16 protein-coding genes are annotated in these 22,707 nt (G+C 47.8%); all 16 read left to right on the top strand.

What is annotated here, in order from left to right:
- The first annotated feature begins 695 nt into the window (after nt 1-695).
- A complete protein-coding gene (gene tssB / locus AC3CIC_RS19065; protein WP_016958854.1) occupies nt 696-1,208 on the top strand; it encodes a type VI secretion system contractile sheath small subunit in 513 nt (170 codons plus the stop codon).
- Nucleotides 1,209-1,237: 29 nt separating this feature from the next.
- Complete coding sequence (gene tssC / locus AC3CIC_RS19060; RefSeq protein WP_016958853.1) at nt 1,238-2,713, top strand: type VI secretion system contractile sheath large subunit; 1,476 nt, start codon at nt 1,238-1,240, stop codon at nt 2,711-2,713.
- A gap of 3 nt (nt 2,714-2,716) precedes the next feature.
- Entirely contained in the window at nt 2,717-3,154 is a 438-nt protein-coding gene (gene tssE / locus AC3CIC_RS19055; protein ID WP_016958852.1) for a type VI secretion system baseplate subunit TssE, read from the top strand.
- Nucleotides 3,155-4,921, top strand: coding sequence for a type VI secretion system baseplate subunit TssF (gene tssF, locus AC3CIC_RS19050; protein ID WP_488516727.1), 1,767 nt, complete (start codon nt 3,155-3,157; stop codon nt 4,919-4,921).
- The gene (tssG, locus tag AC3CIC_RS19045; RefSeq protein ID WP_488516726.1) at nt 4,885-5,928 is read left to right on the top strand and encodes a type VI secretion system baseplate subunit TssG; all 1,044 of its coding nucleotides are present in this window, start codon (nt 4,885-4,887) and stop codon (nt 5,926-5,928) included. The genes tssF and tssG overlap by 37 nt, the downstream gene beginning before the upstream one ends.
- Before the next feature lie 8 nt (nt 5,929-5,936).
- A complete protein-coding gene (gene tagH / locus AC3CIC_RS19040) occupies nt 5,937-7,397 on the top strand; it encodes a type VI secretion system-associated FHA domain protein TagH (RefSeq protein WP_016958849.1) in 1,461 nt (486 codons plus the stop codon).
- A gap of 4 nt (nt 7,398-7,401) precedes the next feature.
- Nucleotides 7,402-7,869, top strand: a complete 468-nt coding sequence (tssJ, locus tag AC3CIC_RS19035; RefSeq protein WP_017003677.1) for a type VI secretion system lipoprotein TssJ — start codon at nt 7,402-7,404, stop codon at nt 7,867-7,869.
- A 2-nt stretch (nt 7,870-7,871) separates the two neighbouring features.
- Nucleotides 7,872-9,206, top strand: a complete 1,335-nt coding sequence (gene tssK / locus AC3CIC_RS19030; protein WP_016958847.1) for a type VI secretion system baseplate subunit TssK — start codon at nt 7,872-7,874, stop codon at nt 9,204-9,206.
- A gap of 18 nt (nt 9,207-9,224) precedes the next feature.
- Nucleotides 9,225-10,001 carry a type IVB secretion system protein IcmH/DotU gene (icmH, locus tag AC3CIC_RS19025; protein ID WP_394209283.1) on the top strand — a complete coding sequence of 259 codons (777 nt, stop codon included), beginning with the start codon at nt 9,225-9,227 and terminating at the stop codon, nt 9,999-10,001.
- A gap of 11 nt (nt 10,002-10,012) precedes the next feature.
- Nucleotides 10,013-12,661 (top strand): type VI secretion system ATPase TssH, encoded by a 2,649-nt coding sequence (gene tssH, locus AC3CIC_RS19020; protein ID WP_488516725.1) that lies wholly within the window; start codon nt 10,013-10,015, stop codon nt 12,659-12,661.
- A gap of 3 nt (nt 12,662-12,664) precedes the next feature.
- Nucleotides 12,665-14,215 carry a sigma-54 interaction domain-containing protein gene (locus AC3CIC_RS19015; RefSeq protein ID WP_488516724.1) on the top strand — a complete coding sequence of 517 codons (1,551 nt, stop codon included), beginning with the start codon at nt 12,665-12,667 and terminating at the stop codon, nt 14,213-14,215.
- 2 nt (nt 14,216-14,217) lie between these two features.
- Nucleotides 14,218-14,919: a type VI secretion system-associated protein VasI gene (gene vasI / locus AC3CIC_RS19010; protein WP_488516723.1), complete on the top strand. Its 702-nt coding sequence runs from the start codon at nt 14,218-14,220 to the stop codon at nt 14,917-14,919.
- A 9-nt stretch (nt 14,920-14,928) separates the two neighbouring features.
- Complete coding sequence (gene tssA / locus AC3CIC_RS19005) at nt 14,929-16,344, top strand: type VI secretion system protein TssA (RefSeq protein WP_016958842.1); 1,416 nt, start codon at nt 14,929-14,931, stop codon at nt 16,342-16,344.
- A gap of 19 nt (nt 16,345-16,363) precedes the next feature.
- Nucleotides 16,364-19,909 (top strand): type VI secretion system membrane subunit TssM, encoded by a 3,546-nt coding sequence (gene tssM, locus AC3CIC_RS19000; protein WP_488516722.1) that lies wholly within the window; start codon nt 16,364-16,366, stop codon nt 19,907-19,909.
- A gap of 24 nt (nt 19,910-19,933) precedes the next feature.
- Nucleotides 19,934-21,208, top strand: coding sequence for a type VI secretion system ImpA family N-terminal domain-containing protein (locus AC3CIC_RS18995; RefSeq protein WP_488516721.1), 1,275 nt, complete (start codon nt 19,934-19,936; stop codon nt 21,206-21,208).
- 524 nt (nt 21,209-21,732) lie between these two features.
- Entirely contained in the window at nt 21,733-22,704 is a 972-nt protein-coding gene (locus AC3CIC_RS18990) for an LPP20 family lipoprotein (protein WP_488516720.1), read from the top strand.
- The last annotated feature ends 3 nt before the right edge of the window (nt 22,705-22,707 follow it).

Genomic DNA, 22,707 nt, shown 5'->3' with positions numbered 1-22,707 from the left:
TTGTCAGTATATTAATGTGTGATCTGTCAGTTTATAAGTATTAATTTTATCAAAAATGACACTCCTGTATTGTCTATGTAAAATATCGACGGGGATCGTGTTTGAATATTTTTCTGTGCAAATTTTTGCAAAATACCTTGTGGTTGAACGTGAACATGTCTCATGATGTCTCTCAAGGACGAATAAAGAAGTTAATATTACGCTTAGTGTTCTTAATGAATGCTTTATGAAACAAATAAAACTATAAAAATGCTGTCTCCCCTGGCCGTTTTGAACGTTACCATTGAGATTGATAGCGATAAAAATTGAAACGTTGGTTAGCAAAGTTCTACGGTGGTACTAGTAAATACTGATGATGGCGATTTATTTCGATAACCTTGATGTTTTTGTCTTGCATTGATCGTGTGATTCAAGGTTTTTGATTGATTTTTATCATCTTTTTCCTCCCTCCCCCCTGATGTTCTCTGCTTTAAATGACAATTTTGCCTTAATTTCACGTCTCAAATGACTTGCGTTTGAGTGATATTTTTCTGGTTCTAATAATTTTATTAGTTGCATATTTTTATTTTTGAAACAAATGACACAAGTTGTGAATGACTTTGATTTTGCTGATTTTCATTAATGAATGTTAGCGCGTCGAAATACAGCAACGTCTGAGTTGCATACATCTCTACAATGTAAAGGAGAGTAATAAGATGGCGAAAGAGGGAAGTGTTGCACCTAAAGAACGTATTAATATTAAATACGTTCCTGCAACGGGTGATGCTCAATCGGAGATCGAACTTCCGTTGAAAATGGTCGTTTTAGGAGACTTTAAAGGTCACCCGGAAGACACTTCAATTGAAGAGAGAGAGGCGGTTTCTGTTGATAAAAATAATTTCACAGCGGTTATGCGAGAGAGCGATCTTTCTTTAACCACGTCTGTACCAAATGTCATGACAGAGGAAGAAGGACAAGAACTTCCTGTTGAATTGTCATTCAAGTCTTTGGCCGATTTCTCGCCAGACGCAATTGCCAATCAAGTACCCGAACTTAAAAAGCTCGTTGAGCTTCGTGAAGCGTTGGTCGCATTGAAAGGCCCTCTTGGAAATATTCCTGCTTTTCGTGGTCGCCTTCAGGAGCTTTTGGCCTCTGAAGATTCGCGCGAAAAGCTCCTCGCTGAATTGGATCTGGTAAGCGCTGAAGAACAGCCAGCTTCCGATGCTTAACTAACGCAGAAGAGAAAAGGATTTTGTTAATGTCCGTACAAGAGAAAACGCTGGAGAGTTCTGTCAAAGAAAGTGGCAGTCTACTCGACGAAATCATGGCGCAAACCCGACTAGCACCTAGCGAAGAAGGCTATGATATTGCTAAAAAAGGTGTTGCTGCGTTTGTTGAGAATCTGATCGGTTCTGATAAAGAGCAAGAGCCTGTAAACAAAGCGCTCGTCGACCAAATGCTGGTTGAACTAGACAAGAAAATCAGCGCGCAAATGGACGTCGTTCTACACAGCCAGCCTGTGCAGGAAATGGAGTCTGCTTGGCGTGGTTTGAAGCTGCTGGTAGATCGCACAGATTTCCGTGAAAACATCAAAATTGAAGTGCTGCATGCGACTAAGCAAGAGCTGTTAGATGACTTCGAATTTGCACCTGAAACAACCCAGTCTGGCCTTTATAAGCACGTATATTCCGCCGGTTATGGCCAATTTGGTGGTGAGCCAGTGGCAGCATTGGTGGGTAACTATGCGTTTACACCATCTACGCCAGACATGAAATTGCTCCAATACGTTGGTTCAGTTGGCGCCATGGCGCACGCGCCATTCCTGTCTTCCGTTTCTCCAGAGTTTTTCGGCATTGATTCATTTGAAGAACTGCCAAACCTGAAAGACGTAGCGGCTACTTTTGAAAGCCCTCGTTACACCAAGTGGCGTGCGTTGCGTGAATCAGAAGATGCTCGCTATATCGGTCTAACTGCTCCACGTTTCCTGCTTCGTGTTCCTTACGATCCAGTCGAAAACCCAATCACGTCATTCAACTATCGTGAAAACGTTAGCGAATCACACGAAAGCTACCTTTGGGGTAACACCGCGTTTGCATTGGCATCTCGTTTGACTGAGAGCTTTGCAAAATACCGTTGGTGTCCGAACATTATTGGTCCTCAAAGTGGCGGTGCAGTGGAAGATTTGCCAGTACACCTGTTTGAATCTTTGGGCGCTCTGCAAGCGAAGATCCCAACAGAAGTGCTAGTGACTGACCGCAAAGAGTATGAATTGGCCGAAGAAGGCTTCATTTCACTCACTATGCGTAAAGGCAGTGACAACGCAGCATTCTTCTCTGCTAACTCGATTCAAAAACCGAAAGTGTTCCCGAACACGAAAGAAGGCAAAGAAGCAGAAACCAACTACAAGTTGGGTACGCAGCTGCCTTACATGATGATCATCAACCGTTTGGCGCACTACATCAAAGTGCTTCAACGTGAGCAGATCGGTTCGTGGAAAGAGCGTCAAGACCTTGAGCGTGAGCTTAACACTTGGGTTCGTCAGTACGTGGCAGATCAGGAAAACCCACCGGCAGAAGTTCGCAGCCGTCGTCCGCTTCGCGCAGCGAAAGTAGAAGTGATGGATGTCGAGGGTAATCCAGGTTGGTACCAAGTGTCTTTGTCTGTGCGTCCGCACTTCAAATACATGGGTGCAAACTTCGAGTTGTCACTAGTAGGTCGTTTGGATCAGGCGTAATCGATGGCCATCCCAGATGCAGATGACATCGCGTACGGCGTCAGCTTCTTCCAACGGCTAGAAGCTGATGCGCCGCAACGCTCTGTTACACAAGGCCCTGAAGCTGCCGACGTGCTCGAGTCGTTGAAACACAATGTTTCGAATCTGCTAAACGCGCGCATTGGGGAATCCCTCAGTGCGCCCGATTTAGGCCTGATTGATTTTAATGATGCATCGCTGAGTTCACACGATCTTGCGTTGCAAATACGGCGAGCGATTCGTCGGTGTATCGAAACGTATGAACCCCGTATCCAGAGCATGGACATCAATGTTCTACCAGATAACGGTTCACCGCTTAACTTGCGGTTTCAGATTAATGCGTCGGTCAATTTAGGTGCTATGCACCGTAATGTGCAAATTGACCTGCTTTTGGATAGTAATCGAAAATACAGGGTAGTGTAGGTGTCAAGGAATCGATATTTCAGGGATGAGCTTGCTTTCCTCAGAGAGCAGGGACTCGAGTTTACCGAAGTGTATCCGCAGCTCGCCCGTTTTCTCAATAGTCGTAATACCGATCCCGATGTCGAGCGTTTGCTTGAGGGTTTTGCCTTCCTGACGGGAAGACTTCGCCAAAAGGTCGAAGACGAATTTCCGGAACTGACGCACTCCATTATCAATATGCTGTGGCCTAACTACTTGCGTCCGGTACCCAGCATTAGCATTGTTCAATTTTCTCCAGACGAAAAAGCCTTAACGTACGGTCAAACCATTGCGAAGGGAACGCAGTTAGATGCCAACCCTGTTTTTGGCACCGTTTGTCATTTTCGCGCCTGTCGTGACGTGAGCATTTATCCACTTCGACGTAACAAAGTCAGCACTGTTCACACGCGTGAAGCGTCTTTGATCGACGTTGATATGAAAATTCTGGGTGATCAGAAGGCAGGGCAAATAGGCCTACAGTCTCTTCGTTTCTTCTTGGGCGGCGAAACTTACAGCGCTGAAATGCTGTACCTATGGCTCAGTCACTATCTCGAAAAAGTGGAAGTGGTTGCCGGTGACAAAGTGGTTACCTTACCCAAAAGTGCGTTTAGGGCGGTTGGATTTGATGGTGACGATGCCATTCTTCCGTACCCTAAAAATGTGTATGAAGGGTATCGAATTCTGCAGGAATACCTTTCATTTCCTGAAGCATTTCTCTTCTTTGACGTTAAAGATCTTGGGCGCTACGTACCCGCTGATGTGGAAGGACGTTTCACCCTGCGTTTTAGCTTTTCGAAAACTTTGCCGCCAGATGTGCGCGTGAAAGATGAAACGTTTGAGCTTAACTGTACCCCTGTCATTAACTTGTTCACTCATGATGCTGATCCGATTGATCTGAATGGGAAAAGTGCCGAATACAAAATCACGCCTTCAAGTCGTTACACGGCGCACTACGAAATTTTCAGCGTCGACACGGTGCAAGGGTGGCAAGAAAACAATATTGGTCGTATCCGCGGCCAAATCAGAAACTACACGCCTTTTGAGAGCTTCCAGCACGAGATCGAACGTGCACGTAATCGCAAGGCGCTCTATTACCGAGTACGAGTAAAAGACAGTATTCACAATGATGGTTTTGATCACCATATTTCGTTTGTCCGCAGCGACGAAACGGAATGCACAGATTTTAGCGAAGCCATTTCGTTGTCGTTGACCTGCACTAACCGACAACTCCCGATGGAGTTGGGTAAAGGCGATATTTGTGTGCCAACAGATTCCTCACCAGCCTATGCCAGTTTCAGCAATTTGACCGAACCAACCGCGCCAATGCGTCCGATGTTGGACGGCACATTGTTGTGGACATTGATTTCGAATCTGTCTTTGAACTACCTGTCCTTGCTGTCGAAAGATGCGCTGTCGTCTGTTTTACGCGCCTATGATTTTCGCGCCTTGGTGGACAGGCAAGCTGAGCGTGTTTCCCGTCATCGACTCGATGGCATTGTCGAGATCAATTCTGCACCCGTTGAAAAACTCATTCGTGGGTTGCCCGTGCGCGGTCTTCGCTCCGAAATTACCTTGTCACAAGCGTGTTTTGGATCAGAAGGCGAGCTCTATATCTTTGGCACCGTGTTGAGCCGATTTTTCTCACTCTACGCCAGCATCAATTCATTTCACGAACTTGTCGTGATTAACGCAGATAACCAGGAAAGGTACACATGGGGACTACAGAACGGTCAACAGCCGCTGATCTAGCGACTTCCGTTGCTCCCGATGTGCCTGACGGGATGGGGAGTGACAACGACGCAGGCATGCTGCCCAAAAATGTCCGTGGTTATAACTTTTATCAGTTGGTCGAGCTGCTGCATAACATCAGCGATCTTGACCCAGAAGACGAAGCATCAACATCAAGCAAACTGCTCTTTAGTGCAAACCCTGGGTTGGGTTTCGCAGCCAGTGATGTCACGGCACTTGATGCCGTAGCGGGGGATCGCTTGCGTCTTGAAACCACTTTTTTTGGCATGAGCGGCGCGCAGTCACCGCTCCCAGGATTCTTTCTTGAAGACATTCTGACAGAAAGCGAAGAGACCGGATTAAGAAAGCCTTTTTTGGACTTCTTTAACCACCGCTTACTCACACTGATTTATCAAATTTGGCGAAAGTACCGTTACTTCATTCGCTTTCGTGAAGACGCGTCAGATGGCTTTTCGGCGCAGTTGTTTGCGTTAGTCGGATTGGCGGATGAGAACCTTCGCGGAGACACGCCGATCAACTGGTGCAAGATGCTTTCTTATGCCGGCGTATTGGCGGGAAGAAGCCGTTCACCGCAAGTGGTTTCTGGGATTATTTCCCACTGCTTTGATCTTGAAGATGTCTCGATTCGCCAATGGGAATTGCGCCATGTTGATATCCCAGAAGATCAAAAAATGCGCTTAGGGGCGGCGAATGCCTCCATCGGTGTGGATTCGGTCATTGGCAGTAAAGTCGGAGACAGAAGCGGGAAATTCGTTATTTGTATTAACGGCTTAACCCAAGCACGGTTTCGTGATTTTTTGCCATCAGGTAAAGAATATCTGCCGCTGATCACCTTAGTTGAATTTGTTTTGCGTGAGCAGATGGCATTCGACTTAGAGCTCGGTATTAAGCCAGATGAAGCTCCACCCATGCAATTAAATCACGCCAAACCTGCATCACTGGGTTGGTCATCGTTTACGGGCGTGGCGGACAAGCCCCGCATTGTGCGTATCCAAATCAGGCAATAGAGGGACCTATGTCACAACAGTATTCCGACAGTGAAATTGAACGCCCAGAGCCCGCACAGCAGGCGACGTTGGTCGTGACCAATACGCAACATCTTGAAGCAGGTTTGTCGGCCACACACACGTTTTCACAAGCGGGCGGGTCGATGGGCGCAAGCCCTGCGGATGATTGGCACCTTCGAGACCGTGAAGGGCGAGTATTTTCACACCACGCGGAGATTGTCGAAACGGACGGCAAGCTGTGTCTGCTTGATGTGCGTGGTGCGAGCTACATGAATGGCGCAACCATACCTGTTGGCGCAGGAAAGTCGGCGCGTTTAAACGACAACGACATGGTGTTGATTGGTCCCTATCAAATACGTATTCACCTGACCAAAGCGGGTGAAGGTATCACCACGGGTCAGCATGGTTTGGAGAACGTGTTTCTTCATCAACATCGTGCCGAAGACATTGGCTCCGATGCCAAAGATACAGATGGCGACATGGGTGAAGATGACGTGGTTGACGATCCGCTTGCAGCATTGGACGCCATACAGATAGCCAATGACGCTGGGATTGACCCTTTGAGCGATCAGAAAGAAAAGCCGACAGCGAATCAAGAACGTGAAGACTATTTGCTGGCGCGGGACACGGAATGGCATGGCAGCGAAAAGACCGTCCATGCCGACAGCGAATACGAAATGAGTTCAGCAATAACCCTGAAAAAGACTTTAACCAACGAGGATTCCCTTATGGATGACAAAACTCTTGAGCGCCTAGAACGAGAAGTCGGGCGAGACTACGCAAAGCAGGATGCTACCGACAACGTTTATAGCGAACAAGCGTTTACTGGTTATTCCAGCGGTGAATACGGTGAAGGTATATCACCGGATGACACCAACCACTTAGTGGTTGGCCCTCTGATGCGTGGCCTAGGCACGCAAGCAGGTAACACCAACAACATGGCAGAGATGCAAGCCTTGTCAGAAGAGCTTGGCGCATCGCTTCAATCTGCCATTCGTGGCTTGTTAGACCTGCATGGTCAAGTGCAAGAAAGCCGTTACGGCATGATGAGCAAAAACCTCCAACCCATCGAAGATAACCCGCTGCGTTTGGGGCTGTCTTATGAAGACACGGTAGACACCATGTTTGACCGCGATCGCAGCGCTGTGCATTTGTCTGCACCGTCGGCCATCAGCGAAAGTTTAACCAATGTGGGTCATCACAACGAAGCGGTGCAGATTGCCACCGTTGAGGCGCTCGGCCAAATTCTGCGTGCATTTTCACCTGAAGTGCTTATGCGTCGATTTAACGCGTATCGCCGTCCTGGTCAAGTGACGCCCGAGTCTGCGGATGCGTATGCATGGAACATGTACAAGAGTTACTACAACGAACTGACCTCGGACAGGCAAAAAGGGTTCGAGAAGCTTTTTTGGGAAGTATTCGATCAAGCCTATGACCGCAAACTTCGAGAGAAGCAGCAGGAGGTCTAACGTGATGTTACGTCTGATTGCATGTCTGCTCCTATTGCAACTAGCTGGTTGCGCGGGATCAGATCTACCCCAAGATCAGCCCACCACAGTGACATATAGCTTGGTGGCGACTGGGAACGTAAACCCCAATATCAGTGGCGATGCAACGCCTGTAGAAGTGCAGGTGTTTGAGCTAGAAGATGACTCGATGTTTTTGTCGTCGGGTTATGAGCAGTTGGCTGATGAAGCTAAAACTGCGCTTAAAAGCAACTATATCGACCATCGAGACTACTCGCTGGTTCCGGGGCAATTTAAGTTCATCGATGAGTTTGAGATTGAAGAAGACACTCGCTACATATCAACCATGGTGCGGTTTTCCGACCCAGATGTCAGCGAATGGAAGAAAGTGATCAAAATCATCCCAGTAGGCAGGAAGTATCACTTGCTTATCTACATCGACAAGAACGAAGTCATACTCGATAAAGTGGAATAAAGATGTCAGCGAGAAACCGTGTTGTATGGAACGAAGGGCTGTTTATTAAGCCTCAGCATTTTCAGCAGCAACAACGCAATATTGAATATGTGCTGGACGAAAGGATTTCGGCGGTCAGTCGCTATCTTTACGGCATTTCGGAAATGACGTTAAACGCCGAATACTTAAGTTTTGGGCGCATCGCGTTAGACAGTGCATCAGGCATTATGCCCGATGGTACCGTGTTTCGAATTCCTCAAGAAGACATACAGCCAGAAGCGTTGGAAGTCGCCGATAGTTCATTGGCGAACCAGATTGTCTATTTGGCGATCCCACTGCGAAGCGATGCGATCACTGAAGTCTCGTGGCCGGAAGGTGCGGGCTCTGGGCGTTATGTGTCTACGAGCCAAGAAGTGCGAGATATCCACACCTATCAGGGTGACATGGCGCCGATTGATGTCAGCCCTGTCAGCCTGAGATTAATGCTTGAGAAAGAAGATCGCAGTGCGTATGCATCAATCGCTATCGCCCGGATTCTAGAAAAGCGACCCGATGGCAGCGTGTTGTTGGACGAGACTTTTCTTCCTTGCCATATCAATGTCAGTGCGGTTTCTGCGTTGCACCGTTTTATCGGTGAAATGGCAGGCCTAATGCGCGAACGCGCCAAGAACATCTCTCAACGTATCGGTGCACCTAGCCAAGGTGGTGTGGCAGACGTGTCTGACTTCATGTTGTTGCAATCACTTAACCGAATGCAACCGCAGCTTCAGCATCTTTCTCGTTTACGTAGCCTGCATCCAGAGCGTCTTTACGAAGCGTTATCATCCATGTGTGGTGAGTTGGCGACCTTTACGGACGAAAGCCGCATGGCGCCAGAGTTCGGCAGCTATCAGCATGATATGCCGGTGTCATCATTCCGTCCGGTCATGACCCGTTTACGCCAATCACTGAGCATTGTTCTCGAACCGAGAGCCGTGTCTATTCAGCTGCATCAGCGCAAATACGGCCTCATGGTTGCACCGCTTCAAGATCCTTCGCTGGTTCGTGATGCCGACTTCATTTTGGCAGTGCGTGCACGGATGCCGATGGAAGAGCTTCGCAAGCTGTTTGTACAACAAACCAAGGTGGCCTCGGTGGAGAAAATCCGCGAGCTTATTTCGCTTCAACTGCCCGGCATTCCGATCTCGCCGTTGCCTGTTGCTCCGCGTCAACTGCCTTATCACGCCGGTTATACCTATTACCAATTGGACAAAACCAGCGCGGCTTGGGCCATGTTGAACAACGCTAGCGGATTCGCTTTCCATGTTGCAGGAAACTTCCCAGATATTGACCTGCAGTTCTGGGCAATAAGGAGCTAAGTCATGGCTGAAATGTATATAGATACGCCTGATCGCGAACGCCATTACGACCATCTACTGTTCGATGAAGCGGCGAATATTGATGCCGATCAGGACTACTGGTTCAAACTGCGTGGCGACAATATCAACCCCTTGATTGATGCCGCTACGCCGTTGCTGGGTATGGCACTGCGCGTGCGAAAATTGTCCGAATGCCACAACGTGGATGCTATTTACAAACAAGCAGTGGAAGAAGTTAAAGCCATCGAAGTAGAGCTCACGGAAAAGAATTATGACCATGCCGTGATCCTCGCGTATCGCTACGTACTTTGTTCTTTTGTCGATGAAGCCATCATGAGCACCCCTTGGGGGGCAGACAGTGTTTGGGCTGAACATTCTTTGCTGACCCGTTTTCATAACGAAACCTGGGGTGGCGAAAAAGTGTTCACCATTCTGTCTCGTTTGGAAAGTGAACCTGCGCGCTATAAGCCGCTTTTAGAGTTCATTTTCCTGTGCCTGACTTTGGGCTTTGAAGGGCGTTACAAAGTGATGGAAAAGGGCAGAGAAGAATACGAAAAAGTGATCACCAAACTGCACCAGCTATTGCGTCAATTGGATGATCAAGAACCGCTGTCACTGACCAGTGCCTCAGACAACGTGGTTTCAACCAAATATCGTTTAAGCAAGCAAATGCCGGTTTGGACGATTTTCGCGGGCTTTGCCACGTTATTGGTCGTGGTATTTATCGGTTACTCGCTCGCACTGAACAGCAAAACGTCCGGCGTACTTGCACAACTTAGTCAACTTCTTCAATAACAGGTGAACCCGTGATTCGAATTGAACTTCACACGCTCATTGGCAAACTTAACCAGCAATCAAAATTGGCACTGGAGCAAGCGGGTGCGCTAAGCATTGAGCGACAGAACCCTGAAGTGACCACTGAGCATCTGCTATTTACCCTGCTGGAAAATCCGCTTTCTGATGTGCGCATTTTGTTGAAAAGTGCTGAGGTTGATCACACCCACATTCGTCAGCTGACGGGTGATGCTTTGAGCCGTGAGATTGCTCCGGAAAACACGCCATCATTCTCGCCACTTTTAGTGGAATTGCTGCAAGACGCTTGGATGCTTGGTTCAACTGAAATGGGGCACACTGAGATTCGCTCGGGCATTATTTTTCTTGCCGCCTTGATGCGCCCAGATCGTTATTTGCCGTTCAATGTGATCCGTCAACTGGAATCGGTAAACCGCGAAACCGTGAAAAAGCACTTTGCACGTATTACCGAATCATCATCGGAAACAGCGGTGAAGACATCCTCAAAATCGGGTGGTGCACCCATTCCAGCCGAGGCTGAAACCGCATTAGCGCGTTTTTGTACCAACTTCTCTGCCATGGCAAAGCAAGGTGAACTTGACCCTGTGCTGTGTCGTGATGACGAAATCAATCTGATGATCGACATTCTCTGTCGCCGCAGAAAAAACAACCCGATTGTAGTGGGTGATGCAGGTGTGGGTAAAAGCGCCGTTGTTGAAGGGTTAGCGCAGCGTATCGTTGATGGCAATGTGCCTGAATCGCTACTTGGCATTGATCTCATGTCCTTGGATTTGGGGCTACTGCAAGCGGGCGCTTCGGTGAAAGGCGAGTTTGAAAAGCGCCTCAAAGCCATTATTGACGAGGTGAAAACGTCTCCTATCCCAATCATTTTGTTTATTGATGAAGCGCATACCTTGATTGGCGCAGGTGCACAGGAAGGAGGCGGTGATGCTGCCAACCTGCTAAAGCCTGCACTAGCGCGTGGTGAGCTGCGTACGGTCGCGGCGACCACATGGAAAGAGTACAAAAAATATTTCGAGAAAGACCCTGCACTGAGTCGTCGCTTCCAACTGGTGAAGCTTGATGAGCCAACCAGCGCACAAGCCGTGGACATTATGCGCGGTTTACATGGTGTGTATGAGAAAGCCCACAAAGTATTGATCAGTGATGATGCTTTGGTTGCTGCTGCGGAACTTTCGGATCGCTATGTGTCGGGTCGCCAACTACCAGACAAAGCCATTGATGTGCTGGATACCGCCTGTGCGCGTATCGCGATTAACTTAAGCTCTCCGCCGCGCCGTTTGGCTGAGCTGGAAACCAAGACGGTTCAGCGTCAGCGCCAAATTGACATGATCACTCGTGAGGCGCAATTAGGCTATGAAGTTGATAACGAACTCTTAGCTTCTTTGGAAGCGGATGAGGTGCGCGATCTTAAAGAGCAAGATAGCCTGAATGAAGCGTGGCAAACACAAAAGACGCTGGTGCATGAAATCATAGAAAAGCGCCAGCAAATTCTCGCGGTGCCAGTGACTGTGCAAGATCAGGACGAAGCCTCAATAGAAGAAGCAGAAGTTGCACTGAGCGATGACGAAATTGAAGAAATTCGCACCTCGCTAAAAGCACTTTATCGTGAACTTGAGGCCATTCCGCATAATGAACGTTTGGTTCATCCACATGTTGACGCACAGCAAGTCGCAGAAGTCATCGGTGATTGGACGGGCGTACCCGTTGATCAAATGAATACCGATGAACTTAGCCGCATTACCCATCTTCCCGATCTGCTAGGCGCACAAATCAAAGGGCAAGATGTGGCATTGAAATGTATTCATCGCCACTTGCTGACTGCGCGCGCAGATCTGCGTCGGCCAGGTCGCCCGAAAGGTGCGTTCTTGCTGGTGGGCCCGAGTGGTGTCGGTAAAACAGAAACCGTCGTGCAACTGGCAGAACTTCTGTATGGCGGCAAACAGTTTCTTACCACAATCAACATGTCGGAATACCAAGAGAAGCACACGGTGTCTCGTTTAATTGGTTCTCCGCCGGGTTACGTCGGGTATGGCGAAGGAGGCATCTTGACCGAAGCTATCCGTAAAATGCCGTATTCGATTGTGCTGTTGGATGAAGTGGAAAAAGCCCATCCAGAAGTGCTTAATCTTTTTTATCAAGCGTTTGATAAAGGCGAATTAGCCGATGGCGAAGGGCGCGTAATTGATTGTCAAAACGTCGTGTTCTTCCTGACTTCCAACTTGGGTTACCAGACCATTGTTGATTTTGCAGAACAACCTGAAGCGCTTGAAGAGCAACTTTACCCAGAATTGGCTGCCTTCTTTAAACCGGCGTTGCTAGCGCGAATGGAAGTGGTGCCGTATCTGCCGCTGACTGGCGATACCTTGCAAGCCATTATCAAAGGCAAGCTACAGCGTTTAGTGAAAGTCTTTGAGCAGCGCTATAAAGCAGAAACGGATATCGATGATGCCTTGATCGGCGAAATTCAGCGTCGTGCAACCCGCGCTGAAAATGGAGCGAGAATGCTTGAAGCCATCATTGAAGGCCAACTGCTGCCACCCGTTTCTTTAGCTTTACTTAATAAGCTTGCAGCCCGTGAGTCCGTTCAACGCGTTCGTTTAACCGCTGAAGACGGTGAATTCGTCAGCGAGGTGATCTAGACGATGGTTGATTGGCTTTCCATCGCAGCTTCCATTTCCACGATGCGGGAAAAAGGCCAGCTTACGGCCACTTTTTCGCAGCAGGTGGAGGCCGCGTTGGGTGTTTCACATGTATGGGTCATGTTTCCTTGTGAACAGGGAAGAAAGCTCTGTGTGCAAGAAAACGAAAGCCGCTATCAATGGGAAGTGGATGATTTTACGCACCCCTTCGCCCACGTCTTTCAATCTGCGTCTGCGATGCTGCTTGATCCGTCAAAGCTGAATTACTGGTTAGAAAACCGCGCATTTGTCGATCTGATGTCTCACAGAAGTCGCGGGGAAAGTGTGTTGGTCATGCCTTTACCGCCTGGGGTGAAGCGCATTAACGCGCTGTTGGTCATGACGGGTCCTGCGACAATATTGAGCAGTTTGTTGGCCGATCCTCAATGGGCGCGTATCTGTGAAATATTTATTAATCAATGCCAGATGATTACGGACCTTGGTGATGAACATCGCCAAATTTACGCACTGAGTTCGTCGATTGCCGCCATTCGACGTGATGAAAAACAGCGCGAGAAAGCCTTTGAACTGAAACGTGTCCTGATTGGCGAAAGTCAGCCAATGGAAGAAATGCGAAACAAGGTTGTGACAGCCGCACAGTCGTCGCTGAACGTACTTATTTGCGGCGAAACGGGAACGGGTAAAGAGCTAGTGGCTCGCGCCGTTCACGAATTGTCGGATCGCAAAGGCAAACATTTCGTTGCTATCAATTGTGCCGCCATTCCAGAAAATTTGCTGGAAAGCGAGTTGTTTGGTCACCAAAAAGGCGCGTTCTCGGGCGCTGACCGTAACAAAACTGGCCTGATTGCTGATGCAGACGGTGGCACGCTGTTTCTTGATGAAATTGGTGATATGCCGTTGACCTTGCAGGCAAAATTGCTGCGAGTTTTAGAGTCACGCAGCTATCGCCCAGTGGGTGGTTCCAAAGAAGTGAGAGTGGATTTTCGCCTTGTTGCTGCCACACACGTTGCGATGCAGCAGAAGACAGAAAACGACGAATTTCGTCGAGACCTATTCTATCGCCTCAATCAATTCCCGATTTTGGTACCTGCGTTGGTTGAACGTAAAGACGATATTCCAGAGCTTTGTCGCCACTTTATCCATACCTATAACGAGATGGCCAATTTAGACATCGTGGGTATGCGATATGCCGCGCTTGATCTGCTTAATCGTCATGACTTTCCCGGTAATGTGCGAGAGCTTCGTAACTTGGTCGAGTATGCCTGCGCGTTAACAGCGAATGGTGAAGAAATATCAGCCGATAGCTTTAGCGGGCGTGTATTTCAGCAGCGTAGCCCAATATTGGCCAGCAATGACGACGTGGAAACGGACAGTTATATCGGCGTTGATATCACCAATATCGATGACCTTAAATTGGCGGTTCAACATTTTGAAATCAGCATTATTCGTTCGCGCCTCACTAGTTTTGATGGTGACCGAACCAAAGCTGCCGAAAGCCTCGGGTTGCCAAAGCGCACCTTGGCCCATAAGTGCTTGAAAATGGAGATAAGTTAACCATGCGTCGAGCCATGTATTTTCCTGTTGGCAGCCTTCTGCTCACTTGCTTGTTTTCGCCCTTTGCGGTGTTAGCGAATGAGCATGATGCGGGCAAGCCTCAAATCACGGATGTTCTTAGGCAGGCTAAAGTTTGTGTCGACATTGCTGGCCGGTTGGACCGTCTAGCTTGTTTTGACAATGTGTTTGATACCCCGTTGATAAAAGTGCCGGAAACAACGTTCAAAGCGTTGAAGCCTGAAGCGTGGCTGCGGGCAACAGCCAGTGAAAATCAGCGTGATGACGATAGCACTGGATTTGTCCTTCGCTATGTCAATTCAAAAGAACCGAAAGCGGGTATGTGGATGACGGCGACGGCTTTACCGGATCGCGGTCAAAAAACCGCTGATATGCCCATTTTGATGTTTAGTTGTATCGATAGCATCAGCCGTGTGGAATTAGTACTACCTGAAGTAACGGCGGCAGGAAAAGCCTTGGTAACGACATCGGCAAATTCTGGATTTACCCAGCGCTGGCTCAGCGATGACTCGGGGAGCATCATGCGAGCGGGTCGAGGCCTGCCTGCGATTGATGTCATGAAAGCTTTGATGTCAGGCCCTCGTGCTGTGGTGCGTTCTGATTTGGATGAAATTGGCAATTTGACGTTCGATACGGCTGAACTTAAAGAGACGATTGGCCCAATGCGTCAAACGTGTCGTTGGTAGGGAATGCTTATGGATATGCAAACGTATCGTCAGCGAGTGACGCAACCTATCCAGGGCGCAAACCCTGTTGGAGAGCGTCTGTTGGAAGACGCCTTGTTGGATTTTGTCGAAGGACAAATGATGAAAGTCGGTTCGTTATCCCATACGGAAGTGCAATGGGCAGAAGCGGAACAAAGTGCGTTCAAATTGATGGAAGGCACCACCAAGGATCTCAAGCTTTTGACGCATCTGTTGCAGTGTCTTCAGCATCAAGCGTCGCCGGAGCGTTTTACCTTGTCGATTTTCGTATTGGCGGATTTCATTAAAGGGTACTGGGATACTTGTCATCCGGCTCCTGGCCCTCGCGGCGTGCTGCCTCGCCGCAAGTTCTACTCGCAGATCATTCAACGAACAGAAAAATCGGCAGACAAAATAGATGCCTCGATGTTTGATGAAGATCAAAAAGTACAACTCGCCAAAGCGCTCGCTGAACTTGAAGAAGCAGCCACAGAACATGATTTACCGACGGACGGTGTCAATGACATTGGTGCGGTGGTTAAACGCAAACTCACTAACAATGAGCGAGTAGTACAAGCTACGGCTAGTGCTTCTGAAGGGGCGAGTGCAACGACCTCTTCGTCAGCAACTGCCGCAAGTGCTGGCAAGTTAGAAATTGATGGCAGCTCCGATCGCGCAGTGAAGCAAACACTACTCAAAGTGTCTGAATTCGTATCAGAACTGGATGGTGGTGGTATTGCGCTTTCGTTGCGATTACGCCGTTTCGCCGTGTGGTTTTCGATCACGTCAGTACCAGAAGCTGAAGCCAATGGGGAAACCCAATTAATGCCAGTATCACTCGATCGTATTTCAGAATATGAAGAGCAGCTAAATCGGGGGGCAGACCACGCGCTATGGCGCAAAGTGGAACAAAGTCTAACCGTGGCACCGTATTGGATTGACGGCCATTTTCTGAGTTATCGCATTGCGGTCAAGCTCGGTAACACCGAATGGGCAGACACCATTGCCAACGAAACCCGAGCCTTCATTCGTCGTCTTCCTCAGGTTACCGAACTGAGGTTTAAAGGCGGTGCGCCGTTTGTGAACGATGAAACTCGCCGCTGGCTCGATGAAGGTGAAACCTCAAGCACTGGCTCGGCAGGGACGTCTGATTGGGATGCGAAACGCAAAGAAGCCTTTACCTTAGCCGATGAAGGCGGCTTATCCGTCGCACTTGCCATGCTCAACGATGGTTTGGCGGAATCGAACGAACCGAGAGATCAATTTTACTGGCGCATGCTATCTGCGGATGTCATGCGTCGTCATCAACTGTCTGCCATGGCAGAACAGCAGTATCAAATTTTGTTAGAACAGACGACCAGAACGTCGTTGGTTGACTGGGAGCCGTCATTGATTCAACGGCTCGAAAATATAGCGAAAGCACAATAAAATCAGGGATCGAAACATTATGTTCAGCAAGTTAAAATCGCTTCTACAGAAAATGCTGCCTGCTATGAAAGCGGGACTACCCATATTATTGGTGGCTATTTTTGTGTTGCTCAACGTTGCCATCTGGTGGGCTGGCCCATGGCTCACGATCAACGACTCCCAACCGCTTGCCTCGATCACTGCGCGTGCGATTACCAGTGTTATCTTCTCTCTAGCATGGCTTGCGCTTTGGGGATTCTTACAGTGGCGAAAACTGAAAGGCTACCACGCTGACCAAGCGCGCGAGCGTCAGCTCGAAGACGATCCGATTAAGCGTTTTGAAGAGCGTCAGGAATCGGAACTTAACCAAGTCATGACGTCGCTGCAAAAAAGCCTTAATAAGCGCAATTACCTTTATGCATTGCCATGGTACTTGGTGCTTGGCCCAGAGAACGCGGGCAAAACCAGCTTGATCAATCGCTCTGGACAGAACTTTGTGTTCTCGTCGGTCATGCGAGCTTCAGGTAAGAAAAGTGAAAATCCCTTTTCCTTTGATTGGTGGATTGGTGATGACTCAGTGCTTATTGACCCTGATGGCGAATTGCTCACGCAGCGCGCCACCAGTAACGACGGTGAAGGTGAGCTTGAACGCCGCCTTTGGTTGCACTTTATCAAGTGGCTAGAAAAAACGCGCAGTCGCCGTCCTTTGAACGGTGTGGTGATTGCATTAGATGTAGCAAATCTTGCCACTTCGACCACCAGTGAGCGTCGCGCTTATGCCAACCTGCTGAGAACCCGTTTGCGCGAGCTGATGGAAACCTTGTCAACGCGTTTGCCTGTTTATGTGTCGCTAACCAAACTTGATTTGTTGCATGGTTTTGAACCGTTTTTCCGTCATTGCAGCAAGGCAGAACGCGAAGAAGTGTTGGGTTTTACCTTTACGCTCGATTCTGTCGATGACCTGGATAGCTGGCTCAATGAATTCGACAAAGACTTTGGTGCCTTTGTCGAACGCATCAACGGCATGCTGCCGAGTATTTTGATGCAAACCTATGATGGTGAAGATCGCACCGCGATTTACAGCTTCAGCCGACAAATGGCTGGTATGCATGATGTATTGAAGCAATTTCTGCAAGATGCGTTCGGCAGTGATCAATTCTCAACGTCTGCGCTAGTGCGCGGTGTGTATTTCACCTCGGTGTACCAACAGGGCGTACCGACGAATGCCTTTATTGATTCCGCATCGCGTCGATACGGCATTTCTCATGCAGTGAATAGCGCACAAAATGCCAATAATTCGACCACCTACTTTACGCAACGTTTGTTCAGTAAAGTGATTTACCCTGAAGCGGGTTTAGCCTCAGATAACTTCCGTGTAGCAAAAACCAAACGTCGCGTGATGATGCTGTCTGTCGTTGCTTGCTCGATTGCCTCGGTGTTGCTGATTGGCTCATGGCATCAGTATTACCTGAAAAATGTAGAGCAGGCGGATGCGGTACTCACCAAGGTAAACGAATACGAGCACAACTATTCGTCTGACGTCGTGATTGATAACGGTGTCGATATTCTTGCGCCGCTTGATACCATTCGACAAGCCACGCTGGAATTCGGTTTCTTCCGTGATAAGCCGCAGCATTTCTCTGACCTCGGGTTATATCAAGGCCATGTGATTGGTCCTGAAGTAGAACGTACTTACCTGAGCCTTCTTGAGAACCGCTATTTGCCCGCCTTACTGAAAACAGCGGCGGCTGAAATTGCAGGCGCACAAGATGATGAGCAGATGCTGACGTCATTACGCGTGTTCCGCATGATGACAGATGATGACGGCCGTTATAAGAACATGGTGCAGAACTACTTTGCGGCAGAATGGCAAGAGCAGTATCCGGGCGATCGTCAAACCCAAGAACGCTTAATGCAGCACTTAGATTACGCCATGGAGCACACTGATCTGGAAGGCGATCGTAATGCGGGGCAAGAAGACGCAGAAGCGATTCTTTCGCCGTATGATGACCTCATTGCCAATACGCAGAGACAACTGAGTCGCATGCCGATTGAGCAGCGTGTTTATCGTAACCTTAAGCAAGCATCGACATCAGCACTCGGCGCACCCGTTGATCTGGCGACGGCTATCGGACCGGTGTTTGATGTGGTGTTTACTCAGCGTACAGAAGAGAGCCGCGATTTAGAAATTCCGCGCGTGTTGACCAAGAAAGGCTTCAACAGTTATTTCATTCCAGAATCAGATTCTGTATCTGAGCTCGCATTGGTTGATAGTTGGGTTCTAGGTCAAACCGAATCGATTGATTTCTCTGATGAAGACAAACGCGTGCTTCGTGAAAAGATTCGCAGCCAATATATCGCGGATTATTCCGATAGCTGGCGTCGTGCAATGAACGACATCGACATCAAATACTTCCCCGATATTCACAATGCCGTACTAGTGTTGGAAAGCATCACGGGCAACAACCAACCCTTGCATCGCCTGCTTGAAGAAATCACAGACAACACGGATTTGTTCCCACAGCTACCAGAAAACGATGCAGCACGTGATGAGCTGACTAAATCGCCGCGTTACCGTGTTGCCGCATTGGTTGATAACCAGTTTTCTGAGCTGAATGGTTTAGCGACTACAGAACCCGGTAAGCCTATTTACCTTGATGAAGTGGTGGACGCCGTTTCTCAATTGACCGCTTACATGAAATCTATCAACGATTCACCCGACGTGGGTAAAGCGGCGCTAGAAGCCACAAAAGCGCGTTTGACGTTGAATAGCTCTGATCCAATTTACGTGTTGGAGCGCATCTCGACAGGCATGCCACAGCCTTATGACACCATGCTGAAAAAACTGGCGGATGAGAGCTGGTATGTGATTCGTCAAGAAGCCATTCGTTACCTTGAAGTGCGCTGGGCAACAGATGTTTACAACGAATTTCGAACCAAGCTAGCGTCGCGTTATCCATTTAACCCCGCTTCAACCAAAGATGTGGCGCTGGAAGATTTTGAAGCCTTCTTTGCCCCGAACGGAATCCTGACCGATTTCTATGAGAACAATCTGAAAATGTTCCTAGAAGATGCCGGTAATTTCGATACCGCAGAAGGTGAGAAAACGTTGATTCGTAACGACGTACTCAACCAGCTTGAGTCGGCACGTGATATTCAACAGGCCTTCTTTAATCGTAAAGGCGTGCTAGATGTTGAATTTACGCTCGAACCTGTAGAGCTGAGTGCCAACAAACGACGCTCTGTGATTAACATTGACGGTCAGTATGTCGAATATAGCCATGGCCCGCGCAAGAATGTAGGGCTTATATGGCCGAATACCTTGCGTGAAGCAGCGGTGAGCAAAATAACCTTGGTGCCTGTTGCGGCTAACACGTCACCAAGAAGCATCAGTATTCGCGGCCCGTGGGCATTCTTCCGTTTGCTAGAGCAGGCCGAAGTGGTCGGTTCAACAGCAACCAGTGTCGATTATCGTTTCAATATCGACAGTGGCAACGTGATGTATAGGCTGCACTCAGAGGCGGACAGCAACCCGTTTACAGCGTCCATATTTAGAGGCTTTAAGCTCTCGCGTACTCTTTACTAACGTCATGACTAAGGACGTATAACCATGGCGCAATGGATGTTAACTGACATCGATGGGGTAAAGTTAGCGGCAGATGATTCTCGTCTAAAAGACTCTGCCGACTATCAAAAAATCCGCAACGAGATAAACCGCCGTTTCAACCCATTGGCGGGATCGGTGGATTGGGAAAAAGTGCGCACATTGTGTGAGAAAGTGGCGACAACCGACGGGGCAGATTTGCTGGTGGCGATTTACTACACCGTCGCCTCACTGAAAACACAAGGTTTACCGGGTTTCGCTAATGGCTTAGAACTTCAAGTGGCTGTGCTTCGAGATACACGAGTGGATCAAGCCATGCCGCAAGCCAAGCGTATAGAGCTTTATCGTTGGATGCTGGGTCGTCTTGGTGAAGAGCTTCGTGCGATGCAGCCACAACTCAGCCAATTGCGCGACTTGTATCGTTGTGAACGTGCATTGCAAGCTATCGATCGAAACCTCTCGCAGCGAGGCAGCGAAAAAGTCGCCGATCTCGATGTGCTTGGTTACACGATATTCGAGCACATCGACAGGCTTGAAAACAGCAGCCGCCCGAACGCTGCAATATCACCACCACCTGTTGAAGTGAAGGTGAAAAAGCAAAACGCCAGTGCGTTACTTTTCGTGCTTGGCGCAATGTTGGGGGCTGCGGTTCTTTATGGCCTGCAATATGTGCAGGGTAGTCGTCCGTCTCCAACATCGGAACTCACTATTGCACTTGCTGAACCGAAGATCATTTCTTTGGAAGAGGCGCAGCAGATTCGATCTGAGTTTGGCGCGCAGGGGCTGAAGCATCATCAGAGTCAGCTGCTTAATCGTTATAGCGACAAGTTATCACTGCTAACTGATGCGGACATTTCGGATACGTTTCGTTCTAGTTTGGATCTTGCCGAGAGTGTTCAATATCTATTTCCGAATTCACCTGAAGCACAACAAATGACGGCATCTATTCAGCGTTGGCAGTCAGGCGTTGTGGCAGACTTTGATGAACTCAATGATCGCTTTGTCACAGCAAGGACTCGCGCGGCTAATGTGAGTTTGCTTGTGAGAACAGGGAAGATAGATCAAGTACAGGCATTAGCCGTTGGTCTGGAAAACTACGCGATAAGCTTATCGCCTTTGATTGCTCGCATCACATATGCAGAACGGTTGATTCAGCAAGGTGAATTTATGAAAGCTGAAACAGAACTTGAAGTACTAGATAAGAATCTGAAATCAGTGGTCATGAAAAAAATGTTGCTTCAGCGGTTACTGGCCAAGCAGAAGGCGTTAGCATCGAGGTAATTATTACCCAAAAATTTGTTCCGTGAATAGCGTGAACGTCACTTTTATTAAACAATGCGCCAATTAGATTGGCGCATTTTTTATCACCTATTTTAAATGTTTAATCTTTCCCTTTTCCTCTTTAAATGCGACTTTAGTAATTCGAAGTACTCTTGGGTTGAAAGTCTCTCCAATTAAAATTCATAATCCCAACTAATGAATACCAATTAAAATATACCCTAGTTGTAGAATTTTATTCTCTGTTTAAGATTGTCTATTTTATTTATGATTTAAATGTCAGGATTTGGCCTGTTTTTTCACGTCAGCATTACTTTTAGTATTGAAAAAATAGATCTTTATCCAGATAATGCCGCCAATAATTTCGAAGGGGGTTGACTCTGTGAATTAATCCTTATTAAAAATATTCTTTAAATGAGAGTTTGGTTTTGTTGTTGTCCAACTTTCCGTATTGGTTTGTTGTTTAACTATTGCGCTAACTTCATGTGCATTTTTCAGAAAACACTCTGATTAGGCGGTATCCAAAAATGATGAAAAAAATCTACGCAGCTCTATTGCCTATGATTATCGCAGGCTGTCAATCAACCACGCCTCCTGATTGGTATATTGTTGAGACGGTTAACGATCCAAGTTATATCTATTCGGTGGGAGAAGGGCGCAGCCTAAATCTCGCGAAAAAATCCGCGTTAAGCCAAATTAATGAACAACTATGGACTCAGGTAGATTCTTCTTTCACCAAAGATGACCGCTTTCGACAAATTAACGACAGCTCCCTTAGCTACGAAAATGTAAAGAGCACCGTCAATGCAAAGTCCGCGCAACTAACATTAATTGGCACGGAATATCTGCGCAGTGAGCAAAATGATATTGCCTATTACGTGCAGGCTCGTGTGAAGCGTGACAATATCAAAAGCCAGATAGAGAGCGAGCTGAGCCAAATCGAAAGCAATGCTGAGGCTCAGCTGAAGAACCTGTCACATCAAGATACGCTGACGTGGTGGTTAGAGAATAACGATTTAGAAGACGAATTGTCAGAGCTTTATGTGCGCATCGGTATTCTTTCAACGATGAACGAGAAAGGTGCAAATGAAATTATCCATCTGCCCAAATTGATCGCAACAGTGGACCAAGTAAAGTCCAGTATTTTTGTTTACATAAAACCTGATGCTAATGACAAAAAAAGCGCAGCATTTGTCGCAGAAAAATTCAGTGCAGTGGGTATTAATACCACTACAAAAATGAGTCAATCTGTCTCGCATATTTTGACCATGAATTCGGATTATCGAAAAAATAAAGTGGGTGATGCATTTATCACCACAAAAGTAACAGAACTATCACTTAAAAATAAAAAAGGACAAACATTGTCCACGAGTGAAGTAATTTCAACCGGTAATTCAGTTTCAAATTTCAAATTCTCCCATGAAGGTGCGGAGCGTCACTTTTCTGCGCAAATAGAAGAGAAAGGCATTTGGCCGTCTTTGGGATTACAAAAAATATAATAT

It is taken from the genome of Enterovibrio sp. QJM3NY_24 (assembly GCF_057786035.1).
The sequence above is the reverse complement of the archived record's forward strand: the minus strand, read 5'-3'. Positions and strand labels throughout refer to the sequence as shown.